13 protein-coding genes are annotated in these 17,697 nt (G+C 44.4%); 9 read left to right on the plus strand and 4 right to left on the minus strand.

Annotated features, from left to right (window positions below):
* Positions 1 to 152: 152 nt before the first annotated feature.
* From ACFGVS_RS21580 to ACFGVS_RS21590, 3 genes are all read left to right on the plus strand, one after another.
* Positions 153 to 722 carry a Crp/Fnr family transcriptional regulator gene (locus ACFGVS_RS21580; protein WP_439695536.1) on the plus strand — a complete coding sequence of 190 codons (570 nt, stop codon included), beginning with the start codon at positions 153 to 155 and terminating at the stop codon, positions 720 to 722.
* A 62-nt stretch (positions 723 to 784) separates the two neighbouring features.
* Positions 785 to 1,966, plus strand: a complete 1,182-nt coding sequence (locus tag ACFGVS_RS21585) for a serine hydrolase domain-containing protein (protein WP_439695537.1) — start codon at positions 785 to 787, stop codon at positions 1,964 to 1,966.
* 217 nt (positions 1,967 to 2,183) lie between these two features.
* Positions 2,184 to 2,600 carry an acyl-CoA thioesterase gene (locus ACFGVS_RS21590; RefSeq protein ID WP_439695538.1) on the plus strand — a complete coding sequence of 139 codons (417 nt, stop codon included), beginning with the start codon at positions 2,184 to 2,186 and terminating at the stop codon, positions 2,598 to 2,600.
* Positions 2,601 to 2,759: 159 nt separating this feature from the next.
* Here ACFGVS_RS21590 and ACFGVS_RS21595 read toward each other — a convergent pair whose 3' ends face one another.
* Positions 2,760 to 5,255, minus strand: coding sequence for a M14 metallopeptidase family protein (locus ACFGVS_RS21595; RefSeq protein ID WP_439695539.1), 2,496 nt, complete (start codon positions 5,253 to 5,255; stop codon positions 2,760 to 2,762).
* 333 nt (positions 5,256 to 5,588) lie between these two features.
* Here ACFGVS_RS21595 and recQ point away from each other — a divergent pair, with 333 nt between their 5' ends.
* From recQ to ACFGVS_RS21615, 4 genes are all read left to right on the plus strand, one after another.
* Positions 5,589 to 7,763: a DNA helicase RecQ gene (recQ, locus tag ACFGVS_RS21600; RefSeq protein WP_439695540.1), complete on the plus strand. Its 2,175-nt coding sequence runs from the start codon at positions 5,589 to 5,591 to the stop codon at positions 7,761 to 7,763.
* Positions 7,764 to 8,607: 844 nt separating this feature from the next.
* A complete protein-coding gene (locus ACFGVS_RS21605; RefSeq protein WP_439695541.1) occupies positions 8,608 to 9,027 on the plus strand; it encodes a putative quinol monooxygenase in 420 nt (139 codons plus the stop codon).
* 156 nt (positions 9,028 to 9,183) lie between these two features.
* Entirely contained in the window at positions 9,184 to 10,566 is a 1,383-nt protein-coding gene (locus tag ACFGVS_RS21610) for a UDP-N-acetylmuramoyl-tripeptide--D-alanyl-D-alanine ligase (protein WP_439695542.1), read from the plus strand.
* Between the two features lie 1,182 nt (positions 10,567 to 11,748).
* Positions 11,749 to 11,907, plus strand: a complete 159-nt coding sequence (locus ACFGVS_RS21615) for a hypothetical protein (protein ID WP_439695543.1) — start codon at positions 11,749 to 11,751, stop codon at positions 11,905 to 11,907.
* On the opposite strand, the gene ACFGVS_RS21620 is transcribed toward ACFGVS_RS21615, so the two are convergent.
* The 3 genes from ACFGVS_RS21620 to ACFGVS_RS21630 all read right to left on the minus strand — a co-directional run bounded on the left by ACFGVS_RS21620 (position 11,897) and on the right by ACFGVS_RS21630 (position 13,908).
* Positions 11,897 to 12,370 (minus strand): hypothetical protein, encoded by a 474-nt coding sequence (locus ACFGVS_RS21620; protein WP_439695544.1) that lies wholly within the window; start codon positions 12,368 to 12,370, stop codon positions 11,897 to 11,899. The two genes, ACFGVS_RS21615 and ACFGVS_RS21620, sit on opposite strands and share 11 nt — an antisense overlap.
* 362 nt (positions 12,371 to 12,732) lie before the next feature.
* Positions 12,733 to 13,014: a hypothetical protein gene (locus tag ACFGVS_RS21625; RefSeq protein WP_439695545.1), complete on the minus strand. Its 282-nt coding sequence runs from the start codon at positions 13,012 to 13,014 to the stop codon at positions 12,733 to 12,735.
* Positions 13,015 to 13,020: 6 nt separating this feature from the next.
* Positions 13,021 to 13,908 (minus strand): hypothetical protein, encoded by an 888-nt coding sequence (locus tag ACFGVS_RS21630; RefSeq protein WP_439695546.1) that lies wholly within the window; start codon positions 13,906 to 13,908, stop codon positions 13,021 to 13,023.
* A 229-nt stretch (positions 13,909 to 14,137) separates the two neighbouring features.
* Between ACFGVS_RS21630 and ACFGVS_RS21635 the strand changes: the two genes are divergently transcribed.
* Complete coding sequence (locus ACFGVS_RS21635; RefSeq protein ID WP_439695547.1) at positions 14,138 to 14,521, plus strand: (deoxy)nucleoside triphosphate pyrophosphohydrolase; 384 nt, start codon at positions 14,138 to 14,140, stop codon at positions 14,519 to 14,521.
* 1 nt (position 14,522) lies between these two features.
* Entirely contained in the window at positions 14,523 to 17,669 is a 3,147-nt protein-coding gene (locus ACFGVS_RS21640) for a DUF3427 domain-containing protein (protein WP_439695548.1), read from the plus strand.
* Positions 17,670 to 17,697: the final 28 nt, after the last annotated feature.

Below are 17,697 nucleotides of genomic sequence, written 5' to 3' on the forward strand. Positions count from 1 at the left end.
TAAAAGCCGGCGAGTAGCCGCCTTCTCTTTTTAAACTTCAACGGATTTGTCAATAAGCTGCAGTATCGACCAAAAGCTAACGTCGGAATTTAGTCCTCGTGATTAATTTATTAAGTTTGTATACTGCCTATAGCAGGCTACACCTTCAACCTATGCATCAGTTCAGAACTTATTTTGAAAAATATTTTCCAATTGCCGATAACGACTGGGAAATATTCTCAAAAAAACTGACCCGGAAAGAGTTACCCAAAAGAAGCCTCCTGTTAAAGGAAGGACAGGTTGAAAACCGCATTTCATTTATTGAAAAAGGTATTGTAAGGTTTTTTATCAGGCAATCGCTTGATAAAGAAATTACCTTTGCCATCATATTTGAAAACGAACTTATGTGCTGTTACGATTCTTTTTTGACGCGCCAGCCTGCTGAATATAATGCAGAAACAATTACCGAAACCATCATCTGGAGTTTTTCTTATGATGATTTACAGCAGCTTTATGCTACCATGCCGGTTTCAAATGTTCTTGGACGAATTTTGAGCGAAGAGATATACCTGATTAAGGCTAAAAGAGAGTTATCTGCATTAAAATACCAGGCAAAAGAACGATACCTTAATTTATTTAAAGAAAAGCCCCGGCTGGTTAAAGAGATCCCGCTAAAATTCCTTGCATCCTACATTGGTATAACGCCCCAGGCGCTCAGCCGCATCAGGAAGCAAATTTATTAACATAGGTTCATTTTTCCTTTTTTTATAATTCGCCAGTTTTGCTTCAATCAAAACATGGCATTATGAAATCAATCAGGTATATCCCCATTAGTTTATTTGCGCCGATAATAGCTTTATGCACGTTTACCGGCTGTAAAACCAGCCATTACCGCCCGGCTGTTTATTCATATTTAAAGCCGCCACTATTAAATGACGGTATTGTTGTGGACAACCTGGATACACTCAAATCAGATTCCTCTAAAATCATCCAACTCACAAAACTGATACTTGCGGATAGTTTCCCTAACATTCACAGTTTATTGATCATGAAGGATAATAAACTTATATATGAACATTACTTTGCGGGGTACGATCAAAACAACGGGAAAAATTTGGGATACATCGATCACGGGGCTGGCGACCTTCATGACTGCCGCAGCATTACCAAAAGCGTTGTATCAGCCTGTATTGGTATCGCTATTAAACATAAGTTCATCGGTAGTATTGATGAACCAGTTTTTAACTACTTCCCGGAGTATGCCCGGTATAACGATTCTATAAAATCAAAAATCACCATCCGCCATCTGCTTACCATGACCAGTGGCTTAAGCTGGAACGAGTACATTTCTTATTCAAATCCGCTAAACAGCGAGGTTAGGATGAACCTTACTGTTGATCCGATTGGGTTTATATTAAACAGGGATACCAAGTATAAGCCCGGCAGCTATTGGGTTTACAGTGGCGGCAGCACGCAAATACTGGCCGAGATCATCGAAAAAAACAGTGGGATGCCGATAGATAAATTTGCCGAAAAGTATTTATTCGCCCCGCTGGGTATCAAAAAATTTGAATGGAACGGGCTCTTCTTTAAAAAATCCATGCCATCTGCTGCCTCGGGCCTGCGCTTAACATCAAGAGATATGCTAAAGATAGGCATGCTCTATATGAATGATGGCAATTGGAATAAACAACATGTTTTAACCAAAGCATGGGCCAATTCTTCTTTGAGTACTCATGTAGCCCGTAACGAGTTAAAGCTGATAAAAAAAGGAGGCTATGGTTACCAATTTTGGACATACCAGGAAACCATCAACAAACAAACCTATGATATTACCGAGGCCAAAGGCAATGGCGGCAACGCTATATTTTTTTGCAAATCGCTGCGGCTTGTGGTTGTAGTTACTGCGGGTAATTACAACAACTGGAAAATAAAAAACAATACTTATGCTGCCTTTTGTAATTATATACTGCCGGCATTCCTTTGATTGATGTATTGCAGGAATCCTCTTTTGTCTCCCTGGCCTTGATAGCGCCTGGCGCAATTCTTCATTTTTGGCAGATATCATATAACAGATTGCCATATATTTGCGGGCTAACTGTTAAGTCTTGAATTAAAAGGCATGACTCAAAAGTTAATTTTTTCATTTTAACTCAGACCTCAAGACCTTCGACCAAAGACTAAACGATTAACATAACACCACCATGGAATACACAAAAACTTACGTTGCAAAGGACGAGCACATAGATGTGCAGCAAATTATGGATGGCTTATACTATCCGTTTTATATGGAATACTGCCGCCATGACTATATCAGGGAAGTGCTGGGTTTCGATTTTGAAACCGAGGCCAAAAATGGCGTTCATATGGTGCTATCAAACTACAGCATCAGTTTTTTACGGTCGTTAAAAAAAGGCGATGAATTTACGGTTACCTGCACCTTATACACCGATAAAGCAGGCCTGCCCAAACTGCATTTTAAACAATCTATCATTTTTAATAACAAGGTAATGACCAAAGCAGTATTCACCGGCACCTGCGTACCCGCAACCGGCGGACGGCCTTATCTGCCAACATCAATACTCGGGAAAATTAAAGATGCCCCTGTTGGTGAGTGGTGAGTAGTGAATGGTGAAATAATTGTTAGGGCAGGATAATGATGAGTATTTTTAGGACTGCCATAAACATCCGATTAGCTAAAACGCCCACCTGTTTAACAGGCGGGCGTTTTAGCTAATCAAAAGCTCCCCCTTCAGGGGGCTGGGGACTCGGCTTGGGGCCTACTGCCCCACCATAAACACGGCATTGCTAAACAGCAGTTTACCGTTTTCCCAGAAACTGCGGAACAGCGGATCGTCAACCATATATACAACCGAGCCGCGGCCCATGGGCTGAACGCCAAGCAATAAACCGTTATTAATTTTTTGTTTGGCTGTTGCACCTGCAAAGCCCGATACATAGCTGTCTTTTTTTATAGTACCTACATTCCAGCCGTCTTCGCCGCCAAATAGCTCATAGATATCATCATTCATTTTTAATGAATAGTAATAGTCGGGCAGGCCGAAACCAAGCGGATGGGTATTATCCAGGTTTAATTTAAAAATAGCCCCGGGAATCATGCCGCGGATAGCATCCCGGTCGCGGTCGCCATAAATTTTAACGGTCTTATCTTTATCCTTATCGTCTTTTTTATCTTCTTTCTTTTTCAGCAGGATGCCTTTTTTATCAACCAGCGATGCCACAGCATTATCAATAGCAATTAAACGGCCGCCATCACGCACCCAGTTTTGCAACTTATCGGATGGGAAATCATCGTAGCGTCCGTCAGGGAAAATAGCTACATCAAAATCGGCCAGGCGTGTGCGGGGAATATCCTGGTACCTGATCAGCGTAATAGGGTAGCCCAATTGCGCTTCAAACAAGTGCCATACTTCGCCCATGGCTTCGGAGTTTACGCCATCGCCGGCAACCAGCATTACCTTAGGCTGGCGGATGTAACGTACCGCATCTGACCCCAGATCCGATCCTTTATCCACAAAGCCCGACGAAAGCGGCGTAACCTCCTGGTTAAGTTCGGCAGCGGTTTGGGTAACCACCTGGTCAAAATCGGCACGGTCATTGCCCGCGCGGGTTATTAATAATGAGCCCGGTGCAAAAGTTTTGCCGGCAGCATCGAATGATTTTTCGGCATAACGCACTTTTATTTTCTTTTTAAACAAAGCCGCCAGGAATTTTACATCCGCCACCGAAGACCATGATGATACATAGGCATAAGCATGAGTGTTTACCAGGGGCTTCGGCGCGGCAATGCTCCACTCGGCACTTGCCGGTTTTAATGATTCTTTTATACCATAAGCCTTCAACCCAAATGCATACGGGAGCGACCACGCCGTAATATCATACGTATTTGAATCGGGGATAATAGTTTTGGGCTCCAGCAGCACATGCAGCAATACCGCTTTAGGCTGATAGGCATTTACCACCAAGTCGTTAGGACCTACGGTATAGGCTTCGGTTTTGCCGTTCATATAATCATACCCGGTTACCGATTTATTGGCCAAACCAAAACCATACTGAATACCGTTGCGGGCAAGCAGTTTGGCCATGGCATTTATTTTATTGTTGTTATCGTTTTTGATAACATAGGTTTTGTACTCGCCCGGCGGGTTGGTGCGGCTATTGTCATAAAACTTTTTAAACTCATCTTTAAATTTTTGCGCATTGGCCGATGCCGTTTCAACCGTACTTAAACCGGTAGAGTGGTGGTGCGCCACCCGTTGTACCAAAGTAAGTGTATCGCCGCTACGGTTAACTACGGCCAGGCCTGCGCCAATACCGCCCTGCTCATAAGTCATCCCGATTGAGCCGTTGTATAATGGATAGGTATCGCCATAAGATGGGTACAGCAGGTCGAACTCGTATTTGGTAAAGTACATCCAGCCATTTTGGTCAAAGTATTTGGCGTTGTTTTTACCAATGAGTACCTGGGCATCGCGCTGCCATTGGGTAAGGTCTTTATGGTAAGGCTCGGCAGCCGGGGCAAAGTAATATGGAGCGTTAGGGCCCTGCTCGTGGTAGTCAACATGTATTTGTGGCAGCCACTGGTTATACAAACCAACGCGGGCCTGGGTTTCCTTTTGCTGCTGCCATGCCCAATCGCGGTTAAGGTCAAAGTAGTAGTGGTTTACCCTGCCGCCCGGCCATGGCTCGGCATGCTCGCGCGAGGTTGGGTAAGCATCCGGCGACAAACCGTGTACCGAATTATAAAAATTAACATACCTGTCGCGTCCGTCCGGATTCAGGCAAGGGTCGATAACTACCAGCGTGTTTTTAAGCCAGCCCTGGGTTTGGGCGTTTGATGGGTCGACTAAATCATATAAAGTCCACATGGCGGCTTCGCTTGATGCGGGCTCGTTGCCATGTACGTTATAGCTTAACCAGGTAATTACGGGTACATTGGTAATAACAGGTCCGCTTTCTACACCGGCCACCCGCAGGTTATTATGGCGGATCTCTTCCAAACGGCCAATATTTTCATCCGATGCAACGAACATGGCCAGCAAGGGACGGCCCTCGTTAGTACTGCCAAACTGCTGTAATTTTACATTTTTTGAAGCCTGGGCAACATATTTAAAATACTCCACAATGCGGTAGTGCGGGGTAAACTGGGTACCCAGTTTATAACCCAGGAATTCATCCGGCGATTGTATTTTTTGGGCGAAAGATACCGTTGCCGAAACAACAGCCAATAACACAACAAGTAGCTTTTTTATCATAAAACTGATATAGATGGTAGTAAAAGCTAAATATGGTGAAAATATGTGCAGATGTGCAAATTTCAGATGTGCAGATGTGGAGATTGTTACATTAGGTAGATGTGCAGATTTCAAATTACAGATGTGCAGATGACCTGTCTGCACCAGGATTCCTTCCGCTATGGGAACCTGAAAATCAAAATCCCAATAATCCGAAAAATCCGCTTAATCCGGGTTCAGACAAAATCCACTCATAAAAAATCTAAAATTTTTAGCAATCTCCCTGATAATTTGTATTTTGCCCCTGAAAAAACAAAAAATAATCTGCACATCTGTAATCTGCACATCTAAATCATGACTCCGTTATCGGCCTTGCAAAAATATTTTGGTTATAGCGCTTTCAGGCACCAGCAGGAAGCCATTATCCAACATATATTAAATGGGCAGGATGTAATGGCGCTAATGCCAACCGGCGGCGGCAAATCATTATGTTACCAGCTGCCCGCGGTATTGCTTAACGGGCTAACCATCGTTATCTCGCCGCTTATTGCCCTGATGAAAGACCAGGTAGATAGCCTGAACGTAAGCGGTATCCCGGCAGCTTTCCTAAACTCGGCACAAAACCCCGAGGAGCAGCGCCAACTGGTAGAAAAATTAAGAAGCAACCAAATCCGCCTGCTATACCTTGCGCCCGAGCGTTTGTTTGGCGCCGAGAACAAACTGGTTCCGTTTTTAAAAACGCTGAATGTTGTACAGATAGCTATCGACGAAGCCCACTGCATCTCGTCATGGGGGCACGATTTCCGCCCCGAGTATTTGATGCTGGCCCAGTTGAAAACCGAGTTCCCGAATGTGCCTGTCATCGCGCTTACTGCCACTGCCGATAAGCTTACACAAAAGGATATCCTCGAGAAACTTAATCTTAACAAACCCAAAGTATTTGTATCCTCCTTCAACCGGGCCAATATTACGTACCGGGTTATCCCCAAAAAGAACAGCTTTCAACAGCTGGTTAACTTTTTGAATGAGCGGAAGGATGAATCGGGCATTATCTACTGCCTCTCCCGTAAATCAACCGAAGACCTGGCCGACGACCTGAAAGCCGCCGGCTTTGCTGCCGAAGCCTACAACGCCGGTCTCAGCAACGAAACCAAAGTGCGCAACCAGGAAGCCTTTTTACGCGACGAAGTGAAGATCATTGTGGCCACCATAGCCTTTGGCATGGGCATCAATAAATCAAACGTGCGCTACGTGGTGCACATCGATCTGCCTAAAAACATCGAGGGCTATTACCAGGAAACCGGCCGTGCAGGGCGCGATGGGCTGGCATCCGAGGCATTGCTTCTGTATTCGCCGGGCGATGCGGGTAAGCTGCAGCACTTTGCACGCATAGAGGGCAACGAGGCCCAAAGCCGCATTATGCTGAACAAGCTGAACGATATGGTGCGCTACTGCCAGCTGCAAAGCTGCCGCCGCCAGTATCTGATGAACTATTTTGACGAGGCTTTCCCGCCCAATTGCGGCTCATGCGATGTTTGCCTTACCGAGTTTAAACGTTTTGATGGTACGTTGATAGCCCAAAAAGCCCTCTCGGCCGTGGCCCGGCTCAACGAGCGTTTCGGCATTAACTATGTGATTGATTTTTTACGCGGATCGAAATCCGAGAAGATCCGCGACGAACATAAACACCTTAAAACCTATGGCATCGGTGCCGATATCAGTAAGCCCGACTGGCAGCGCTACATTCGCGAGCTGCTTACCATGGGCTACCTGCAAATGGGCGGCGACGAATACCCCATTGTAAAACTAACCGACCAAAGCGCCGCCGTACTCAAAGGCCTGCAAAAGGTTGAATTTATTGAAAGCGAAACCGTTGAAGAAACCCACACCCACGTACAGGCGCCACCGCACGAAGCCGAACTGCTGAGCCGCATTAAGCGCGTACGTAACGATATTGCCCAACATGAAAACGTACCGGCCTACATCATTGTATCTGATGCTACCCTGGTGGAGATGGCTACCTACCTGCCGCAAAGCCTCGACGAGCTGCGCCTCATCTCGGGCTTTGGCGATGTAAAACTGGCCCGCTACGGCCGCGAGCTGTTGCAGCCCGTGAAAGATTACGCCAAAGAAAAAGGCCTCGAATCAAAAATTGCCTATAAATCGCCCAAGAAAGAACGCAAGGCGGCGTCCGTCCGTCCGGCGCAACCCGTTAAGGCCCGCAAAACAAACGATACCCGTACCGAGTCGCTCAGGCTTTACCAAACCGGCAAAACCGTTGCCGAAATTGCCGCCGAGCGCAGCCTCTCGCCCATGACCATCGAAAGCCACCTCTGCTTTTTTGTACAATCGGGCCAGCTGGAGGTAGAAGCCCTGGTACCCGCCCAAAAAATCCCCGCCATTAAAGATGCCGTTGAAAGCTACGGCTCCCAAATGCTCTCGCCCCTCAAACAAATCCTCGGCGATAACTACAGCTACGGCGAAATTAAAGCGGTGATAAGTTGGATGAACAGGGGGAATGACATATAAAAATAAACGGCTGTCATCCTAAGTTGTAAAATTTCGCGAAATTCAAAAGGGTAAATGAAATACAAAAATAAAACACTGTCATGCTGAGGAACGAAGCATCTATTCGCAAACTTTTCTGTCGGTCATGCACAGCTGATAGATCCTTCGTTCCTCAGGATGACAGGAAAATTGGATATGTCATGGGTAGTGGCAAAATTGCGCGGAACATTGAAAGGTAAATGACATACAAAAATAAAACACTGTCATGCTGAGGAACGAAGTATCTATTCGCAAACTTTTCTGTCGGTCATGCACAGCTGATAGATCCTTCGTACCTCAGGATGACAGGAAAATTGGATATGTCATGGGTTCCGAAGCAGAAACGGCGTATATCGCATGGCGGCGAAGACTCACCCGGCGAGGCTTCGCCCGCCACCCTCTCTTCACCTGCGGTGTAAAGAGGGGCTTGAACGCTGTTTATCAATACATAAATTAAAAAACAAATAATAAACCTTCAAGCTCCTCTTTCCGGCGAAGCCGGGTGAGTCTTCACCTGCGGCATAAGGAGGGACTTGAACGCTATACATCAATATATTAAATTAAAAAACAAATAACAAACTTCCAAACCCCTCTTTCCGGCGAAGCCGAAGAGAGGGTGGCGGGCGAAGCCTCGCCGGGTGAGTCTTCACCCGCTTTCAAAGCCAACGTTTGTGTAAAATGGAATACCCCCTGCACCTTACCCATTCCCGTCCGTTCGAAACAACAAATAGCTTTCATTCCGCGACAATCCCCAAACATTACAATATAATCCTCACCCAACATAAATTTATCCTAAATTTAACTCCCCTCTTAAACCACCAATAACATGAAAGTATTTAAAACAAACCCGGGCCCGGTTAGTGCGTTGCTGCTGTTGGCCATTTGCACTATACTCACCTTTGGTATAAATAACAAAGCTATGGCACAGCAAAAAAATCAAATGGTAAGGCTGGCAAAAATCCAGATCGACCCGGCGCAGTTAGATCAATACAATGCCGCCCTCAAACAGCAAATGACCACCGCCGTGAGCGTCGAGCCTGGTGTGTTAACTTATTATGCCGTGGCCGATAAAACCAATCCCGCGCACATCACCATCCTGGAGATATACGCCGATACCGCCGCCTACCAGGCACATATCCAAACCCCGCACTTTAAAAAATATAAAGAAACCGTTCAGCACATGGTAAAGGCACTGGAGTTGGTTGATGTCAACATGATAGGCTTTGCCAAAAAACCGGATATGTAGCTTCAGCCAAATCCTCCCCGGTAGGGAGGACTTAAAAAAACAACGCCGCTTCAAAAAAAGTCTCCCCTTCCGGGGGAGATTATTCATGTGTTTGTTTTTATTGAATTCATGATTGCTTTCGCAATTTAAAGGGGGCTTATTACCTTTACATCACGTATGATTACTACCCAGCAACTTTACCAGCTATACCTGCAGCACCCTGTTATCAGTACCGATACCCGCAAAATTGCGGCCGGCAGCCTGTTTTTTGCCCTTAAGGGCGATAAGTTTGATGCCAACACCTTTGCCCAACAGGCCATTGCCGCAGGCGCAGCGTATGCCGTAATTGATAATCCCGAGTACCAGCTGGGCGACGAGTATTTGCTGGTGGCCGATGTGCTTACCGCCCTGCAGGATCTGGCCCGCCACCACCGCCGCCAGTTAAGCATCCCTGTTATCGGCCTTACCGGCACCAACGGCAAAACCACTACTAAGGAGCTCATCAACGCCGTACTTTCCCAACACTTTAAAACCCAGGCCACCCAGGGCAATTTAAACAACCATATAGGCGTACCCCTCACTATTTTAACCATCGACGCCAGCCACCAGGTGGCCGTTATCGAAATGGGGGCCAATCACCAAAAAGAAATCGAGCTGCTTTGCACCATCGCCCAGCCATCGCACGGTTTAATTACCAACGTAGGCAAAGCGCACCTGGAAGGCTTTGGCGGGGTAGAGGGCGTGAAGAAAGGCAAAGGGGAGTTGTATGATTATTTGGCAAAGTCCGGAAGTCCGGAAGTCGGGAAGTCCGCAAGTTTGGCAGGCCAACAGGTAGCAAACTCGGTTTTTATTAATAGCGACGACCAAACATTGCTTGATATGGCTGCCGCCCGTAAGCTGGGCAACGTGGTGTATTACGGCACCAATACTATCGACGATTTGGTGAGTGGCCAACTGGTCGAAAACTCGCCCCTGCTTGCTTTGGAGTACACCAACAATAAAACCGGGCAAAGTTACACCGTAAAAACCCAGCTCACTGGCGCTTATAACCTGCATAATATTTTGGCAGCCATAGCCATCGGCAGCTATTTTAATATCCCTGCCGAGCAGATAAACGCCGGTATCGAAGGCTATCAGCCCAAAAACAACCGCTCGCAAATTGTGAAAACGGAAAGCAATACCCTTATTTGCGATTACTACAACGCCAACCCCAGCAGCATGTTTGTAGCTATTGAAAACATTGGCAAACTGCAGGCCCCACGCAAAGTACTCATCCTGGGCGACATGTTCGAGATGGGCCCCGAGTCGGCGGCCGAGCATGCCTCCGTGATCCAAAAAGCGCTGGAAACCCCGGTTGACGAACGCATTTTTATCGGGAAAGATTTTGCCGCAGCTGCGCAGTCCATCGACTATGGACTATGGACCATGGGCCAAAACACCTGTTACGCCACTGCCGAAGATGCCATTGCGGCATTAAAAGCCAGCCCCATCACCCATTCAACCATCCTCATCAAAGGATCGCGCGGCATGGCCCTGGAGCGGCTGGTAGAGTTGTTTTAACAAGGGCGATTATCATATTTAAGTACAATAACCTTTCAAAAAAAGGGCTGTCATGGTGAGCCTGTCGAACCATAGCAGGCAAAGGCCTCTCCGCGCGACCCTTCGACAGGCTCAGGATGACAGGCCTACGCACCTCGAAAGTAAAAATAACTGTCATCCTGAATTGTAAAAATTTCGCGAATGACCTCGTAAAAAGGGCTGTCATGGTGAGCCTGTCGAACCATAGCGGGCAAAGGCCTCTCCGCGCGACCCTTCGACAGGCTCAGGATGACAGGCCTACGCACCTCGAAAGTAAAAATAACTGTCATCCTGAATTGTAAAAATTTCGCGAATGACCTCGTAAAAAGGGCTGTCATGGTGAGCCCGTCGAACCATAGCGGGCAAAGGCCTCTCCGCGCGACCCTTCGACAGGCTCAGGATGACAGGCCTACGCACCTCGAAAGTAAAAATAACTGTCATCCTGAATTGTAAAAATTTCGCGAATGACCTCGTAAAACGGGCTGTCATGGTGAGCCCGTCGAACCATAGCGGGCAAAGGCCTCTCCGCGCGACCCTTCGACAGGCTCAGGGTGACAGGCCTACGCACTTCGAAAGTAAAAATAACTGTCATCCTGAATTGCAAAAATTTCGCGAATGACCTCGTAAAAAGGGCTGTCATGGTGAGCCTGTCGAACCATTGCGGGCAAAGGCCTCTCCGCGCGACCCTTCGACAGGCTCAGGGTGACAGGCCCACGCACTTCGAAAGTAAAACAACTATCATCCTGAGTTGTAAAGTTTCGCGAATGACCTCGTAAAAAGGGCTGTCATGGTGAGCCCGTCGAACCATAGCGGGCAAAGGCCTCTCCGCGCGACCCTTCGACAGGCTCAGGGTGACAGGCCCACGCACTTCGAAAGTAAAACAACTATCATCCTGAGTTGTAAAGTTTCGCGAATGACCTCGTAAAAAGGGCTGTCATGGTGAGCCTGTCGAACCATTGCGGGCAAAGGCCTCTCCGCGCGACCCTTCGACAAGCTCAGGGTGACAGGCCCACGTAGCTCGAAGAGAAAACATGTCATCCTAAGGTACGAAGGATCTATTCGCAAACTTTTGTATCGGTCATGCACAGCTGATAGGAAAATTGGATATGTTATTGCGAATTTATTTCAGCAACCCCAATCCATCCCCCCCCCCATCCAAAAATCTTGATACTTGATACTAACTACTTACTACTAAAAGAGCGTTCGCCGCTGGTAGAAGCGTCGCCGGGCTTTACATTCATACGCCTGCAAGGCCTTATTCACGGGCCGGTATCCATTTCAATCCCTAACGCGAAAGCTGCGGAACGCCATCTTAATTCTTAATTCTGCTCTTTTGATTCTTCTTTTCCACCGTTTGTACGGCAATAAAATACTTCACCGTGAATTTACTTTTATTGCTGCCTAAATGGCCATAGCCCCTGGCATCCCCATCGTCGTACACGCCAATAACATCCAAAAGCAAATAGGTGTTCCAATAATTATCGTGTACATTTTTAAATTGACTTGTAAACTCCTGTCGCATTTCCACGCTATCGGGTATTTCTAATGCGGCTTTTATTGCATTACATTTTTTATCGGGCACAAGGCTCCAATACTCATCTGTACCCCTATAAATAAAGCGGGTGTAAACCAACTCTTTTTTATGAGCCGGCAGCTCGCAGGCGCTCATAAAGTTGGGATAGTGCATATCCAGTACCGGGGGCGGGAAAATTATCTCCTTCCCTTTTTTCTGGCAAAAAGCAAGCGTGCAAAAAAAAGTTAGTGCAAGTGTTAATATGATTTTCATTGAAATTGGTTTGACTAATAACGGAACATTGCTAACTTAAGCTGGGAAGATCGGCAACAGGCATTGGGATTGATTTAGGATGGTAATTTAATAAATAGCCACGTGGCTGAATGCAAAAATATCGAATCCAATTCAGGCGCATCGCTCTGCGGGTAGAGTCCAACGCATTCCTATCACCACCTTGACTGTAGGCGCGGATCGACATCCATTTCAATCATGGGGTCAGAATTGTAATTTAGCTACAAATTAAACTCAAAAACGGTCTCATCCATAACTAATCGATTTGCCGGCAATACTTTCCTGACGCGAAATCCGTCTCTGTTAAATAGCACATCGAAACGCAGACATTTGTTGCTATATTATCATATATCCAGAAAGCCAAACAATTTAGAATATAGGCTTTTTGAGGGCTTTGAAACCTCCATCTTTTCAACTATTTGTTTTTCAATGATTTTAAGCTTATTAAAATCATCGCTATCAAAGCAATATAGCGTTGCTTTAGGTAAACTTAGCTCAATTTGAGTGTTTTCTTTTGCCGTTCTTCCTTTGGTGGGAATAACTCTTTTATAAACGATAGAATGGTCCCTTGCATCGAGAACTTCAAATCCAACTGAAGTATCGAAGCGTTGATTTTGTTTACTCACGTTGATTTAAAGTTTAATTTGATTCCGGTCTGATATAAGATCATAAATGCCGTCTGCTACGCCTTCTAATATCGCAAAATCATATTTTGTTTTAAAAGCCTCCTGTTTATCACTATCAATACAGATAAAGCCATGACAATTGATGTTCTTATTATCTACATTTATAATGGGAACAATCGGATGAACCAATTCGCTTTTATATGGTAGCACCCCATTGTTACATGCCTTACTTGAATTATCATAATTCGGGGAAGAACTAACATCGTCGTTTACGTAAAATCGTTCTTTTTTGTTGTGCAAAACCTTGTTAAATGAACTTGAAAATGCAGTGTTCCCAATCAAAGTGTGTATCGTGTCCATGTATTCCTTCGTGTCTCTATTTTTGTGTTCGATATTTCTACACAAATTAACTAAAACAGTCTTTTCATCCACTTTAATATCTTTTAAAGGAACCTTTATAGATACGCAACAATTACTATCGGTAATTTTATCAAATATAATTTTCAAATTATTACAAAACTGTATCATTGCGCTCATAAACTCAGTATCCTGATGCCCCGGCGTTTTTCTATACAAATGGGCATGAGCAAAGCTATCTTTTAATATTATAATTGCTTCTCCATAGAGAGAGTTACGATACTTTTCATGAAAATATTTAATACTGTTTTTACCTAATAGTAAAATAAATCTCAAAAAATACAATATTAAAAGGGCGATTACAGCGAAAATAACAGATCGTTGAACTTCAAACTTGAAAAAATCTTTTCCAATTTTCAGAATTCCCAAAATGGTCCCTAAGCTTCCTGTAACTAACCATTTCCAGATTTTCCATTGGAACGCTTCTTTTAAGCTTTTTAGAACAACGCTAAAAAACTCTTCATAATTGAGAGTCATTAAAATCAGTTATAGTAATTGGGACGCTCAAAGCTAACATATAATAACACTACTTCTAATTAATATTCGTTTTATATTTATAAACTAAATAACATTAAGCATTTTCCTTTAGGAACACATATTTCAAAATTATTTCCATTAAAAAAATGATGCCTTTTGGGATTAATTATTAATATCGATTTGAACTCTATATATAAACGAGTACTTTCCCATCATAAGATAGCCAACTATGCTCCAAGTAACCTGCGCCCTACTGACAAACGCTCAAAACCAAATCCTGGCCGCCCAACGCAACCAAGCTATGAGCCTGCCTTTAAAATGGGAGTTCCCCGGCGGTAAAATTGAGCCGGGAGAAACCGCTGAAGATTGCTTGATGAGGGAAATTAAAGAAGAATTAAATATCGAAATCAGCATTATAAAAGCCCTGCCATCCAACACCCATACCTACCCTAAAATAACCATCGAGCTGATCCCCTTTATTTGCGAACATACCAGCGGCGAAATAATATTAAAGGAACATGCGCAATATAGGTGGCTGCATAAAAATGAATTGTTAGCTTTGGATTGGGCAGATGCCGATGTGCCCATTGTAAAACATTACTTAAACCTTTAAAATGCCAGCAGTTGAATTAGGCTTATACGAGCAATTGATTAATAAACTGATTGCCAACAAGCTAAACCTGTTGAGTAACGAAGCCTTTTTTATTAAAAGCACCCAACTGGATAAAGAGGAAGCGGCAAGGTATTTAAGTTTGTATTTATCCGAGACCATTAAATTCGCCTTAAATGAAATTAAGGACGAGCATAAAACGCTTAAACAAATTGAGCTCTCCAATAAAATCATTCAGCTTTTAATAACAGAATTGCCCGGCGTTAGCCTTTCGGATAACTTGATTGATAATGAAGGCAAAATATTGGATGCGGTTTTCTCTAAACTCGATTCGCCCTTTGCCGATTTTAATAACCGGATAAAAGAAATTACACCTTACACCCGGCTAAGCCAAAGCGAATTATTTACGGGCAATAACGTAGGTATTTCGTTAGAGAGCGAGATTAAAAAAGAGATCCTTTCCTCGGATGAAATTTGTTGGCTGGTATCTTTTATTAAATATTCGGGCATTCGCATCTTTAAGGAGGAATTGGAAGAGTTTACCAACAGCGGTAAAAGGTTGCGCATCATCACCACATCGTACATGGGTGCCACCGATGTAAAAGCGATTGAGTTTTTATCTAACCTAAAAAATACCGAGATTAAGGTATCCTATAATTCGGACCATGAACGCTTGCATGCCAAAGCGTATTTATTTGTCAGGAATACGGGCTTTACTACGGGCTATATTGGTTCGTCGAACATTTCCCGCTCGGCTTTAACCAATGGCTTGGAGTGGAACTTGAAAGTAACCTCCAAAGAGATTAACCACATTATTGATAAGTTTAAAAAGACTTTTGAAACCTACTGGGTTGATAAGGATTTTGAGCCTTATGAGTTTGGCCGGGACAAACAGAAATTAAGTGCTGCGCTAAAGCAACAAAAATCGTACGATAAACAAAGCATTACCAGCTTTTTTGATTTAAAACCTTTTCCGTATCAGGACGAGATTTTAGAGAAATTACAATCGGAAAGGATTGTTCACAACCGTTATAAAAACTTAGTTGTAGCAGCTACCGGCACAGGCAAAACGGTAATATCTGCTTTTGATTACCGCAACTTTAAAAACAATAACCCACGGGCAAGGCTGTTATTTGTAGCGCATCGTAAAGAGATTTTGGAGCAAGCCCAAAACACGTTTCAGCACATATTAAAAAACGCCAACTTTGGCGAGTTGTGGGTGGATGGGCAGGAGCCGGACAATTACGAGTTTGTATTTGCATCGGTACAAACCCTGGCCAACCAGATCAGCAAACTGGCGCTATCACCCGGCTTTTATGATTTTATTATTATTGACGAGGTACACCACATAGCGGCATCAAGCTATCGCCCCATTTTGGCGCAGTTTGATCCACAAGTTTTACTGGGGCTAACGGCCACACCCGAGCGTGGCGACGGCGAAGATATTTTGAAAGACTTTTGCGGCGTAATAGCTGCCGAAATACGATTGCCCGAAGCACTCAACAGAAAACTGCTATCGCCATTTCAATATTTTGCCTTATCGGATAATGTTGATTTATCAAAACTATCCTGGAAAAATGGCAGGTATGAAATTAATGAGTTAACCAAACTTTATACCGAAAGCGACCGTAGGGTGGGCGACATTTTAGCCAACTGCGATAAATACCTTACCGACGTGCACGATGTGCGGGCTTTGGGTTTTTGCGTAAGCATGGAACATGCCCGATACATGGCCGAGAAGTTTAACATGGAGGGGCTTAAAGCGGATTACCTGACAAGCGAAAACTCGGCAAACAGGGAAACCATCAGGGAACGGCTTCGGAATAAAGAGATCAACTACCTTTTTGTACGCGATATTTTTAACGAGGGTGTCGACATTCCCGAAATTGATACCGTATTGTTTTTACGGCCGACCGAAAGCTTAACCATATTTCTGCAACAGTTAGGTCGTGGTTTACGCCTTGCCCCCAATAAAGACTGTTTGACCGTTTTAGACTTTGTAGGCAACGCCCGGCCGGAGTACGACTTTGAACACAAATTTAGGGCGCTGGTGGGCAAAACCCAAACTTCGATAATTAAGGAGATTGAAGATGAATTTCCGCATTTACCTTTGGGCTGTTCTATCGTATTGGAGAAGAAAGCCAAGGAGGTGATCCTGAAAAATATCAGGGCCGCCATTGGCTTTAACCGCAGACAGCTGGTAATTAAAATTCAAAACTTTAAACATCAATCCACGCTATCACTCTCCCTGAAAAACTTCATCGAGTTTCAGCATATCGAACTACAACTCATCTACAAAAAAGATAACTGGAAGCGGCTATGTGTAGAGGCAGGTGTATTACCAAATTTCATCGAACCAAACGAAACCGAAATTACAGGCTGTATTAAACGCTTGTTGAGGTGTAACTCTATCAGCTACCTTAAGTTTCTGCGCGAACTAATTGAAAGCGGATTTAACGTAGACAATTTATCGGCCGAGCAGGATTTGATGTTGTTAATGTTTCATTACGATGTTTGGCAAAAGGCCGGACCGCAATTGGGTTTTAAGTCGATACAAGAGAGCGTTAAACAGGTTGCCAAAAATCCGGTGATGGTATCAGAATTATTGGAGGTGGTTAATTATCTGATCTCGAAAGTCGACTTTATCGAAAAAGATATCGACCTGAACTTTCCGTTGCCGCTTAAAGTGCACAGCAGGTACAATCGAAGCGAAATATTGGTTGCAACCGGTTTGCACCAGTTTGACAAAGCGTCATCAAACCGGGAGGGCGTAGCAGCCAATAAGGAGTTGAATATCGAATCGCTATTCGTCACCCTCAAAAAATCGGAGAAAGAATATTCGCCATCTACCTTGTATGACGATTATGCCATCAATGAAACGCTGTTTCATTGGCAATCGCAAAACGCAACCACACCCGAATCGGCCAAGGGTTTATCCTACATCAACCATAATTCGCAGCACAAAAGAATTTTGCTATTTGTTCGCGAGCAAAACGATGACGAATTTGGTTTTACAATGCCCTACGTTTTCTTAGGCGAAGCCGACTATATCAAATCGAGCGGAGCCAAACCCATGAACATTGAATGGCAATTGCACGAGCCTATGCCAGCCTATATTTGGAAAGAAAGCGGGAAGTTAGCGATTGGGTAAGTAGTTGCCAAACCGGTATTATTGTTTC

It is taken from the genome of Mucilaginibacter sediminis (genome assembly GCF_051903035.1).
Lineage (GTDB): Bacteria > Bacteroidota > Bacteroidia > Sphingobacteriales > Sphingobacteriaceae > Mucilaginibacter.